Origin of the sequence: Komagataeibacter europaeus LMG 18890 (assembly GCF_000285295.1) — a bacterium.
In the GTDB taxonomy this organism is placed as follows: domain Bacteria; phylum Pseudomonadota; class Alphaproteobacteria; order Acetobacterales; family Acetobacteraceae; genus Komagataeibacter; species Komagataeibacter europaeus.
Genome location: NZ_CADP01000008.1, coordinates 75,628 through 87,122, shown reverse-complemented (window position 1 = coordinate 87,122; position 11,495 = coordinate 75,628). Strand labels below are relative to the sequence as shown.

At 62.6% G+C, this 11,495-nt stretch carries 8 protein-coding genes; 3 read left to right on the top strand and 5 right to left on the bottom strand.

What is annotated here, in order from left to right:
• On the bottom strand, nucleotides 1-361 hold a 361-nt coding region (locus GEU01_RS22305; protein WP_019085231.1), incomplete at its 3' end, for a transposase.
• Nucleotides 362-468: 107 nt separating this feature from the next.
• On the opposite strand from GEU01_RS22305, the gene GEU01_RS05270 reads away from it, so the two are divergent.
• A complete protein-coding gene (locus GEU01_RS05270) occupies nucleotides 469-2,202 on the top strand; it encodes a putative bifunctional diguanylate cyclase/phosphodiesterase (protein ID WP_019085230.1) in 1,734 nt (577 codons plus the stop codon).
• Nucleotides 2,203-2,487: 285 nt separating this feature from the next.
• On the opposite strand, the gene lpdA is transcribed toward GEU01_RS05270, so the two are convergent.
• From lpdA to zapE, 4 genes are all read right to left on the bottom strand, one after another.
• Nucleotides 2,488-4,221 carry a dihydrolipoyl dehydrogenase gene (gene lpdA / locus GEU01_RS05265; RefSeq protein WP_019085229.1) on the bottom strand — a complete coding sequence of 578 codons (1,734 nt, stop codon included), beginning with the start codon at nucleotides 4,219-4,221 and terminating at the stop codon, nucleotides 2,488-2,490.
• A 68-nt stretch (nucleotides 4,222-4,289) separates the two neighbouring features.
• A complete protein-coding gene (odhB, locus tag GEU01_RS05260) occupies nucleotides 4,290-5,549 on the bottom strand; it encodes a 2-oxoglutarate dehydrogenase complex dihydrolipoyllysine-residue succinyltransferase (RefSeq protein WP_010509215.1) in 1,260 nt (419 codons plus the stop codon).
• 124 nt (nucleotides 5,550-5,673) lie between these two features.
• A complete protein-coding gene (locus GEU01_RS05255; protein WP_019085228.1) occupies nucleotides 5,674-8,547 on the bottom strand; it encodes a 2-oxoglutarate dehydrogenase E1 component in 2,874 nt (957 codons plus the stop codon).
• 347 nt (nucleotides 8,548-8,894) lie between these two features.
• The gene (gene zapE / locus GEU01_RS05250; RefSeq protein ID WP_019085227.1) at nucleotides 8,895-10,097 is read right to left on the bottom strand and encodes a cell division protein ZapE; all 1,203 of its coding nucleotides are present in this window, start codon (nucleotides 10,095-10,097) and stop codon (nucleotides 8,895-8,897) included.
• 120 nt (nucleotides 10,098-10,217) lie between these two features.
• On the opposite strand from zapE, the gene GEU01_RS05245 reads away from it, so the two are divergent.
• Together GEU01_RS05245 and GEU01_RS05240 are read left to right on the top strand one after the other, a co-directional pair.
• Nucleotides 10,218-10,556: a carboxymuconolactone decarboxylase family protein gene (locus GEU01_RS05245; protein WP_019085226.1), complete on the top strand. Its 339-nt coding sequence runs from the start codon at nucleotides 10,218-10,220 to the stop codon at nucleotides 10,554-10,556.
• 80 nt (nucleotides 10,557-10,636) lie between these two features.
• Nucleotides 10,637-11,281 (top strand): 2OG-Fe(II) oxygenase, encoded by a 645-nt coding sequence (locus tag GEU01_RS05240; RefSeq protein ID WP_019085225.1) that lies wholly within the window; start codon nucleotides 10,637-10,639, stop codon nucleotides 11,279-11,281.
• Nucleotides 11,282-11,495: the final 214 nt, after the last annotated feature.

Sequence of the window (11,495 nt, the reverse complement as noted above, 5' to 3'; positions counted from 1 at the left end):
CCTGCGCAAATGCAGCTTCAATGGCTGTCCGGTTCGTCCGGCGGAACGTCGCAATCGTGTCGTGATCCGGATGCAGGTTCGCCGCCACGAAGCGCACCCCGATGTCGCGATATGTCGCCCGCTCGATCCGGCGTGAGGAAAACAACCCGTTCGCATAGCTGAAGATCAGAAGGGCCAGCATCAGACGCGGATGGTACTGTGCCTTGCCACCCGTGCGCGCTGGCACGCAGAACGCACGCATCGGAACCCGCTCGACGGCTGCGACAATGAAATGCGCCATATCGTCAGCAGGAAGCCACGACTTCAGATCAGGCGGCAGAAGATACGGCTGAGACCGGTCAAACGGGATGAAGCTGCTCATCTCACCACCTTACAACCTTACCCCTTCACTGGGTACCCCAACCCGACAGGCTGCTAGACTGCTTACAGGTAATTCCCCGTTTCCTGCTCCGTATCCGAGGTACCAGAATGTCCGCACACCATGACAACAGGCTTCGCGCCCTAACGCATGAAGATGCCGACTTCTGGGCGGACGTGGTTGATAATGTCCTTATTGTCGCCGTGACCGACCGCAAGGGGGTCATTACCTACGTCAACGACAAATTCTGCAAGATCAGCCAGTACTCCCGCGAAGAACTGCTGGGCCACACCCATCGCATCCTGAATTCGGGGGAGCATAACAAGGCTTTTTTCCGGGACATGTACCGGACCCTGTATTCGGGCCAGACATGGCATGGCAACCTGTGCAACCGCGCCAAGGATGGCAGTCATTACTGGGTGGCGACCACCATCATTCCCCACAAGAACGCAGATGGGGACATAAGCGGGTTTGTCGCGACCCGTTTTGAAATTACCGAACTTATGAACACGAAGGTGCGGCTGAAAAAACAGGCCGCGACCGACGTGATGACCGGCCTGCTGAACCGCGGGGGGTTCAACGCCAGCCTTATTACCGCCGTGGAAGCGAGCAAACGCCGCAATGCCGACCCGCAGGTGCTGGTGATGTTCGACCTTGACGGGTTCAAGCCGGTCAATGACATACACGGCCACCATGCGGGGGATGAGGTACTCAAGACCATTGCGACGCGCCTGATCGAACTGATCGGGTCGCAGGACACGATAAGCCGCCTGGGCGGGGATGAGTTCGCGGTGATCCTTCATCACAGCCTGAAGATCATGCCGCTGCAGACCATCCTGAACAAGATCCAGAACCTGCTGGAAGAACCGATCATGCTGGACAGCGCCACCGTGCGCATTTCCGGCAGTATCGGGGCCACCCCCATCACTGGCGAGGAATCGCTGGAAGCCTTGCAGAAAAACGCCGATGTCGCGGTCTATGCCGCCAAGCAGGCGGGCGGCAAGCAGGCGCGCATGTTTACGCCCAGCCTGCACAAGACCACGATGGAACGCGCCAAGATCCTGGCGGAAGCCCGGCAGGGTGTCGCGGAAAAACAGTTCGAGGTTTACTACCAGCCCATACTGAACGCCCGTACCGGCCGGATCGAACAGGCGGAAGCCCTGATGCGCTGGCACCATCCCGAACGCGGGTTGCTGTCCGCCGGTGCGTTTACCGATGTATTCGCGGATTCGGCGCTGGCCCAGATCATGGAAACGCATCTGGTGCAGTCCTTCCACGATGATATCCAGAAATGGAAGGAAGCGGGGCTGCCCAGCCTGCGGCTGGCGGTCAACCTGTCGCATCTGGACCTGCTGAACCTTGAACAGCAGATCGACCTGTTCAGCGAGATCCGGCAGCTCAACCTCGACCCCAGCACCTTCATGCTGGAAGTCACCGAACAGATGCTGCAGGGCCGACGTGCGGAAAAAAGCCGCCTGCGCCTGTGCGGACTGGCGGAAGACGGGTTCGGGCTGGCCATGGACAATTTTGGCTATGGCACGGTGCGCCTGTCCACGCTGCGGGAACTGCCGCTGCAGTCGCTGAAGCTGGACCGTTGCCTGGTGCGCAATATCGGATCGGATAACAAGGCACGCAGCCTGCTGGCCTCCCTCATCAAGCTTGGTCATGGCTACAATCTGGCCGTAACGGTGGAAGGCGTGGAAACACAGGAAGAATTTGATACCGTGCGCGCGCTGGGCGTGGACTATGTGCAGGGCTTCTTCATCTCGCGCGCGGTTTCCGCCACGGAACTGATCCGCATCACGCGTGAAGATGCGTGGAACCCGGCCACCACGACCGCATGAAGACGTTTTTGGTGAAGCTTTTTTCAAAAAGCTTCGTCAGAAGGGCGCCTTTTTGAAAAAAGACAGCACCCAGAAACTTTTATTATTTTTATGATGTCGCGCTGTTGAAACTGCTTATATCAACCAGCCATCCACATTGATGCTGCGTCTTCTGCAAGAAGAAGCAGAATTATTGCAGATAAAAGCAATCATGAATAACCGTATTTAAAAATAATCATTTTCTACAAATAAAAAACCCACCCGGCAACGAACCTGCCGGATGGGTTTTGTGTTTGGTGCGCCGGTTCAGATATGGATGGCGCGCTTGTCTACATCCAGCGCCGCTTCCTTGACCGCCTCGCTCAACGTGGGGTGGGCGTGGCAGGTGCGCGCGATGTCTTCCGACGATGCGCCGAACTCGATCGCCATGGTGCATTCGGCAATCAGTTCGCCCGCCATCGGGCCAATGATATGCACGCCCAGCACCTGATCGGTGGTGGAATCGGCCAGAACCTTCACAAACCCGTCCGTCATGCCGATGGCGCGGGCACGGCCATTGGCGGTGAAGGGGAATTTGCCAACCTTGTAGGAAACACCTTCTTCCTTCAGGTTTTCTTCGGTCTTGCCAACAGTTGCGACTTCCGGCCATGTGTAAACCACGGCAGGAATGGCGCCATAATTGACATGGCCTGCCTGACCGGCCAGCAGTTCGGCCACGGCAACACCTTCTTCCTCGGCCTTGTGCGCCAGCATCGGACCTGCAATCACGTCACCAATCGCATAAATGCCGGGCACGCTGGTGGCGTAATGCGCATCGGTCACGATACGACCGCGCTTGTCCAGTTCGATGCCGGCTTCCTCCAGCCCGAAGCCCTTGCTGGCCGCCGTACGGCCAATGGCCAGCAGAACCACGTCGGCTTCCAGCGTTTCCGCCGTCCCGCCCTGCGCAGGTTCCACGGTCAGGGTGACACCCTTGGCGGATTTTTCCGCCTTGGTCACCTTGTGGCCCAGCTTCATCTTCAGGCCCTGCTTGGTCAGGATGCGCTGGAAGGTCTTGGCCACTTCGTTATCCGTGCCCGGCACCAGACGGTCGAGGTATTCGATGACCGTCACGTCCGCGCCCAGCCGGTGCCATACGCTGCCCAGTTCAAGCCCGATCACGCCACCGCCGATCACGACCATCTTCTTGGGAACAGCGGAAAGTTCAAGCGCGCCGGTGGAGGTGACGATCTGCTTTTCATCAACATCCACGCCCGGCAGGCCTGCGCTGTCGCTGCCGCTGGCAATCACGATATGCCTGGCCGTGACCGGCTTGCCATCAACCGTGATACGGCCCGTGCCCTCGACCTTGCCTGTGCCCTTGAGCCAGGTGATCTTGTTCTTTTTGAACAGGAACTCCACGCCCTTCACGTTGGCGTCGACCACGGACTGCTTGCGCGCCATCATCTTCGCCAGGTCCAGCTTCACGCTGTCGATGATGATGCCCATCTCGCCATATTCATCCTTGGCGGCATGGAAGTTTTCCGACTGCTGCAGCAGCGCCTTGGACGGGATACAGCCAACATTGAGGCAGGTCCCCCCCAGCGTCGCGCGCTTTTCCACGCACGCCACCTTGAAACCAAGCTGGGCTGCACGGATGGCGCATACATAACCACCGGGACCGGCACCGATCACGATCACATCGTAATCCGTCTCGGCCGGGGCTTCGGCGACGGCCTTGGGCGTGGGCGCGGCGGCAGGGGCCGCGGCAGTCGGCGCGGGCTGGGCCGGTTTGGCGGCGGGCGCCGCCTTCTGGCCGCCTGCGCCGGGGGTCAGGGTGGTCAGAACGGTGCCGACCTCGACCTCATCACCTTCCTTGACCGCGTGCGCGCCCAGTACGCCTGCCTGCGGGGCGGGGACTTCCACGCTGACCTTGTCGGTTTCCAGTTCGGCGATCGGTTCATCCGCGTTCACGGCGTCACCGGGCTGTTTCAACCACTTTGAAACGGTCGCCGTGGTCACACTTTCGCCCAGCGTGGGCACCTTGATGTCGATTGTCATGTCTATTCAGTCCTGCTTGCTATGCGGTTGCGCGTAGGGGCCGCGCACGGGCACGGCCCCGGCAGGCATCAGACCTGCAGCAGCAGACGGCGCGGGTCTTCCACGTTCTGCTTGACCCGCACAAGGAAGCTGACCGCTTCCTTGCCATCCACGATCCGGTGATCGTAGGTCAGGGCGATATACATCATCGGGCGGATCACAACCTGCCCGTTCACCGCAACCGGGCGGTCCTGGATGGCGTGCATGCCCAGGATGGCCGACTGCGGCGCGTTGATGATGGGCGTGGACATGAGCGAGCCATAAATGCCGCCATTGGTGATGGAGAACGTGCCGCCCGACAGTTCATCGATCTTCAGCGTGCCTTCGCGCGCCTTCTTGCCAAAGCCTGCGATGGAGCTTTCGATCTGGGCGAAGCTCATCTTGTCCGCATCGCGGATCACGGGCACGACCAGGCCGTTGGGGCCGCCCACGGCAATGCCGAGGTTGACGAACTCACGATAGATCACGTCATCGCCGTCGATTTCGGCGTTGATGGCGGGGAATTCCTGCAGCGCCGCAATCACCGCACGGCTGAAGATGGACATGAAGCCCAGTTTCACGCCGTTATGCTTCTTGATGAACAGTTCCTTGTATTCGGCGCGCATCTGCATCACCGCCGACATGTCCACTTCGTTGAAGGTGGTCAGCAGGGCAGCGGTGTTCTGCGCATCCTTCAGGCGACGGGCGATGGTGCGGCGCAGGCGCGTCATCTTCACGCGTTCCTCACGCGGGTCGTCCTGACGCGGCGGACGGGCGGCAGCGGCAGGCTGGGCAGCACGCGGCTGCGACAGGAACGACTGCACGTCACCCTTGGTGATGCGGCCATCCTTGCCAGTACCCGTGCCGACCTGTGCTGCGGACACGCCCTGTTCGGTCATCATCTTGCGCGCGCTGGGGAACGCCACGGCTGCCGCCCCCTGTGCCGCGACATCGGACGGCGGGGTTGCCGGACGGGCGACCGGGCCGCTGGCGGCAGGCTGGGCCTGCACGCCCGCGGGGGCGGCTTCCTTCTTCGGCGCGGGGGCGGCAGCGGCCTTCGGGGCCGCGCCGCTTCCGGCCTCGATGGTGGACAGCACGGTGCCGACCTCGACTTCCTCACCTTCGGGGACCAGCAGCGGGCCAAGCACGCCCGCCTGCGGTGCCGGGACTTCCACGCTGACCTTGTCGGTTTCCAGTTCCACCAACGGATCGTCTTCGTTCACGGCATCGCCCGGATGCTTCAGCCATTTTGCAACGGTTGCTGTGGTAACACTTTCGCCCAGTGTCGGTACCTTGATATCGGCAGACATCTTTTGTTTCCCAATCCCTTGGCCACCCTGGCGCCCCAATCGTGCGTCCGGGCGGCCTTATCGTTATTCATGGGAACGGCCCAGACGCCGTTCCCGTATCCTTCATGCGTAAAACGCGTGCCCCTCAGGCACTGACGCCCAGCGCCTTGTTCACCAGCGCCGTCTGCTCGGCAACGTGAACCTTCGCAAGACCCGTGGCGGGGCTGGCCGCCGCCACGCGCCCGACATAGGTCGGCCGTGTGCTCTTGTGGCCTACCGATGTCAGCACGCCTTCGATCAGGCGATCGACAAAGTTCCATCCACCCATGTTTTCCGGCTCTTCCTGGCACCAGATCACCTTGGCCTGCGGGTAACGGGCCAGTTCTTCCGCCAGCAGCTTTTCGGGGAAGGGATAGAACTGTTCCAGCCGGATGATGGCAACGTTATCCAGCTTGCGCTCACGGCGTTCGGTCAGCAGGTCGTAATAGACCTTGCCCGAACAGATCACCACGCGGTCCACCTTGGCGGGGGCCGCGATCTGGTCGATTTCGCCAATGACCGGCAGGAAGCGCGTGCCCGGACCGAAATCCTTCAGGTCCGATACCGCCAGCTTGTTACGCAGCAGGGATTTCGGCGTCATGATGATCAGCGGCTTGCGGTAATCCAGGAACAGCTGGCGACGCAGGGCGTGATAGTAGTTGGCCGGCGTGGTCAGGTTGCACACGCGCATGTTGTTTTCCGCGCAGAGCTGGAGATAACGCTCCAGACGGGCGGAGGAATGTTCCGGCCCCTGCCCTTCGTACCCGTGCGGCAGCAGCATGACCAGGCCGGACATGCGCAGCCACTTGGTCTCGCCCGATGCGATGAACTGGTCAATGATGACCTGCGCGCCGTTGGCGAAGTCACCGAACTGCGCTTCCCACAGCACCAGCGCGTTCGGATCGGCCAGCGAATAGCCGTATTCGAACCCGAGCACCCCGAATTCGGACAGCAGCGAGTTGTAGATCTCGATCGCGGCCTGGTCCTTGGCGATGTTGTTCAGCGGCACATAGGTGTTCTGGTTGATCTGGTCGATCAGCACCGCGTGACGCTGGCTGAAGGTGCCGCGCTGGCAGTCCTCGCCCGACAGGCGGACATGGTGCTTGTCCAGCAGCAGCGTGCCGAAGCCCAGCGCCTCACCCGTGGCCCAGTCGATGCCCACGCCCGTCTCGAACATCTTGGCCTTGGCCTTGAGCTGCCGGACGATCTTGGAATTGGCGTTGAAGTCATCGGGCACATGCGCCAGCGCCGCGCCCACTTCCTTCAACCGGTCAATGGCGACACCGGTTTCCGGCGCGGGGCGGGTGGCGTCCACCGGCGGCGGCTTCAGCCCCTGCCATGCGCCTTCCAGCCAGTCCGCCTTGTTGGGCTTGTAGCCCTGGGCAGCCTGATAGGCTTCTTCCAGCTTGTTGTGGAAGCCATCCCATTCGGCCGTGACCTCCGCCTCGGTCACGACACCTTCGCGCACCAGACGGTCGGAATACAGCGTGCGGATGGTCGGACGCGCGGCAATGGCCTTGTACATGGTGGGCTGGGTGAAGGACGGCTCATCGGACTCGTTATGGCCATGCCGTCGGTAGCCCACGATGTCCAGCACCACGTCGGATGCGAACTTCTGACGGAATTCAGCCGCAAGGCGGGAGCAGTAGATCACCGCTTCCGGCTCGTCACCGTTCACATGCAGGATCGGGGCCTGCACCGCCTTGGCCACGTCCGTGCAGTAAAGGCCGGAGAAGGAATGGACCGAAACGGTGGTGAAGCCGATCTGGTTGTTGACCACGACGTGGATCGTGCCGCCGGTGCGGTAGCCGATCAGCTGCGACATGGCCAGCGTTTCATACACGATGCCCTGACCGGCGAACGCGGCGTCACCATGCAGCAGCAGGCCCATGTGGCGGCCGCGCTGGTGGGGATCGTCATCATCCTGCGTCGCGCGGACCTTGCCGATCACGACCGGATCCACCGCCTCGAGATGCGAGGGGTTGGGCTGGAGCGAGATATGGACCGGAGTGCCGCCGATCTCGACATCGGTGGAGGTGCCGAGATGGTATTTCACATCGCCCGACCCCTGCACATCGTCCGGCTTGAAGGACGCACCGGCGAATTCGCTGAAGATGGCGGTGTAGGGCTTGCGCACGATGTTGACCAGCGTGTTCAGGCGGCCACGGTGCGGCATGCCGATGGCGACCGAGCGCACGCCACCCTGTGCCGCCTGATCGATGATCGCGTGCAGCGCGGGAATGGTCACGTCCTCGCCCTCAAGGCCGAAGCGCTTGGTGCCGACATAACGCTTCTGGCAGAAGGACTCGAAGCCTTCCGCTTCGGTCAGCTGCTGCAGGATGACCTTCTTCTGCTCGGGGCTTGCGCCCTTGCGCCAGTTGTCACCTTCCAGCCGCGCCTGCACCCACATGCGCAGCTCGGGATCCTGGATGTGCATGAACTCGGCGCCGATCGGCCCGCAATAGACCGAGCGCAGGGCATCGAGCACCTGGTTGATGGTCGCGGTGTCGGTTCCGATCAGGCTGGCGACGGTGTGGCCAAGGTAGATCGGGCGATCAAGATCCTTGGGGCCGAAGCCATAGGTCGCGGGGTCAAGGTCGGCATGGGGCTGGGGCACCTGCAGGCCCAGCGGGTCCAGCCGGGCCTCAAGGTGGCCACGCACGCGGAACGCCCGGATCAGCTGTGTCGCGCGCAGGCTGTCATCCGCCGCGGCCCGCAGCCCTTCGGCCGTTACACCCGCCGCCTTGCCATTCGGCAGGGGCAGGGGTTCATCACCGGTGATGATGTGCGGCCGTGGCGCCCACGACGCCCCTTCCGCATCATGAACGATTTCCGGCCCGTCCTCGTGCAGTTCCTGGAACAGGGAGGCAAAGGAAGGATCGACGCTGTTGGGATCGGCCACCCAGCGCGCATACAATTCGGCCAGATAGGCCGTATTGGCGCCGCTGAATGCGGTCGAAAGAATATCTACGCCCGCCATATTGAAGACATCTCCTCGCTGGCGGCCTTTTTTGGCCGCGCTATTGTCGGGTCCGGCATGCAACGTTCACCAGCCCGATTTGTATCGCTACCCTAGCCGCACCCCTGCCGGGATGCCGCCATCATTCATCAGGATCAGGTCTGCTTGCCGCGCATACTGACATTTTCGTGCCTGCCCCCCGATCCGGGGAAACCGGCCTGCCAAACATCCCTATCCGCGGCCTTTGTCCCGGCTGATGCGAACTTGCCCATACCCAAGCAAAGACAGTCCGGCTTGCCTACCGCCTGACCAGTCACACCACCGCCATAACCGTCACGATGGCGTGACCCTTTCATCCCCCGACCGTCCTACGCGTTCAGGTGCGGCAGCTGCATGTAGGCCGCACTCTGCATTTCCTCCAGACGGGATGCCGTCCGTTCGAACGCTGTCGCGCCCTGCCCTTTTGCATAGATGGCGTCGGGCCTGTCCTCGGCGGAGGCGAACAGCTTGACGTTCTGTTCGTACAGCGTGTCGATCAGGACGATGAAGCGCCGTGCCTCGTCAAAATTGTCCGGCCCCATGCGGGGGACGCCATCAAGGACAAGGTTGGGAAACCGCGTGGCCAGCGCCAGATAGTCGCCCGCGCCAAGCGGCCTGCCGCACAGATCGGCAAAGCTGAAGCGTGCGACCGGACCGGCCGCCCGTTCCACCTTCAGGCTGCGGCCCATGATGTCCAGCGTGACCGGCACGACCGGCGCGCCATCGGCCAGCCGGGTGAAGATCGAGTCGAGTTCGCGCCGCGCCGCGTCATCGACGGGAATGATCCATGTCTGCATGCCACGCGCGTTGCCCCGGCGGTAATCACGTGGGGAATCGAGGATGACGGTATCCACTTCCTTCAGGATGGCGGCAATGAACGGCTTGAAGGCATCAGCGCCCGGACGGTCCTGGAACAGGTCCTCGGGCTTTGTGTTGGATGTGGCCACCACCACCACGCCATCGGCGAACAGGTCGTCGAACAGGCGGCCAAGGATCATGGCGTCGGCAATGTCGTTGACCTGGAATTCGTCAAAGCACAGCAGCCACGCCTCCTGCGCGATCTGGCGCGCCAGTGGCGGGATGGGATCGGTCAGGCCGGGATCGGCCGCCTTCATGTCATGCAGGCGCTGGTGCACGTCCTGCATGAAGCGGTGGAAATGGACCCGGCGCTTGTGTTCCACCGGTGCCAGGCTGAAGAACAGGTCCATGAGCATGGTCTTGCCACGCCCCACCTGCCCCACCATGTAGACGCCGCGCGGACGCGGGGTTTCAGCGGGGGCATGCCCCGACAGGCCCAGCCGGGCCTTCAGCCCGCCCAGCCAGCCCGAGGCCTGTGGCGTATCCTGCTGGACCACCGGGTGGTAGTCACGCAGTTCCCGCCACAGGCGGTCGAGCCTGCGGGCGGCCTTTTCCTGTTCCGGGTCACGATCAAGACGGCCGGAGGCCACACGGGCCTCATAGGCGGCGAGGGGGCCAGTACCTGCGGGCAGCGCCGCAGCGGACGGGCGGGCGGGGGCGATATCTGTATCCATGATATTTCGGCGATAGTCCGTAACAAATCCCCCATCAAGGCCGCAAACTCGCCAAACTGTGTCATGACAGGGGTTCTCTCCATCTGGTGAACTGAAACCATCCAAAATGGAGAGTTTGTGATGACTGACTGGAACGCCTACCGCGCCCATCTGGGCGACTCTATCAAGGCTTTTGCCGCGCTGTCCCCCGACACGATCAAGGGACTACAGACGCTGGATGGGGCCGCCGCGCGCACTGGCCATCTGGATGCCAAGACGCGCGAACTGATCGCGCTGGCGGTGGCCGTGACCACGCGGTGCGACGGCTGCATATCCGTCCATTCCACCGCCGCGGTGAAGGCGGGGGCGACGAAAGCGGAAATTGCGGAGGCGCTGGGCGTTGCCGTGGCCCTGAACGCGGGGGCCGCGACGGTCTATTCCAGCCGGGTGCTGGATGCGGTGGACACGGTCGCCGGCTGACACCCGCACGCATGTCTTGCGGGGGGACGTGTCCGGGCCTAATCTGCGGGTAATTCACCGAACCTGCTTGCAGAGATGGCATGATCCGACCCGTCACCCCCGACTATGCGACGCTGGAAGCGGCCGCGGTCTCCACCGCCCCATTCCCCCATGTGGTGGTGCCGCATTTCATCGGGCCGGATGACCTGCATGCGCTGGCGACCAGCCTGCCCGATATCCGCTCCGGCGGGTCCTTCCCGCCGGGAGCCCTGACACTGTCGCCGCTCATGGCGCAGTTGGTGCGGGAACTGGAGGGACCACGCCTGCGGGGCCTGATCGCACGCAAGTTCGCACTGGATCTGGACACCGCGCCGACCATGCTGACGCTGCGCGGGCGCACGCGGGCGAAGGACGGGCGCATCCACCGCGATTCCGACAGCAAGCGCGTGACCGTCCTGCTGTACCTGAACGCTGCCGATGACGCGGCGTGGTCACGCCACGAAGGCTGCCTGCGGCTGTTGCGCAATGCGCATGACATCGAGGATTTCGCCGCCGAAATCCCGCCCGTCAACGGCACGCTGCTGATCTTTCCCAACGGGCCGGATACATGGCACGGGCACCGGCAGTATGTCGGCCCACGCCACACCATCCAGCTGAATTACATGACCAATGATGCCCGCGCACGCAACGAACTGCGCCGTCATCGGTTCTCTGCCCTGACAAAACGTCTGCCATGGGTTGCCTGAAACCATGTACGGCCATCGTTTCGTCACGGACAGCGGTCATGTTTGTCCCGTTATCCGCCTTCACGACATGTCGAGGTACTCAAAGTCCATGCATCTGCGCAAACTTACCGCTTCCCTCCTGTCAGCCAGCCTTGCGCTGGGCATACTGGCGACAGCCGTACCCGCCGCGCAGGCCCAGCCATGGCATGGCGGTCCCCGTGGCGGACGTGGCGGG

What these genes read in the sequence shown, in the direction of transcription:
- GEU01_RS05270 (WP_019085230.1), top strand. Translation starts at nt 469, where the DNA reads ATGTCCGCACACCATGACAACAGGCTTCGCGCCCTAACGCATGAAGAT.
- lpdA (WP_019085229.1), bottom strand. Translation starts at nt 4,221, where the DNA reads ATGACAATCGACATCAAGGTGCCCACGCTGGGCGAAAGTGTGACCACG.
- odhB (WP_010509215.1), bottom strand. Translation starts at nt 5,549, where the DNA reads ATGTCTGCCGATATCAAGGTACCGACACTGGGCGAAAGTGTTACCACA.
- GEU01_RS05255 (WP_019085228.1), bottom strand. Translation starts at nt 8,547, where the DNA reads ATGGCGGGCGTAGATATTCTTTCGACCGCATTCAGCGGCGCCAATACG.
- zapE (WP_019085227.1), bottom strand. Translation starts at nt 10,097, where the DNA reads ATGGATACAGATATCGCCCCCGCCCGCCCGTCCGCTGCGGCGCTGCCC.
- GEU01_RS05245 (WP_019085226.1), top strand. Translation starts at nt 10,218, where the DNA reads ATGACTGACTGGAACGCCTACCGCGCCCATCTGGGCGACTCTATCAAG.
- GEU01_RS05240 (WP_019085225.1), top strand. Translation starts at nt 10,637, where the DNA reads ATGATCCGACCCGTCACCCCCGACTATGCGACGCTGGAAGCGGCCGCG.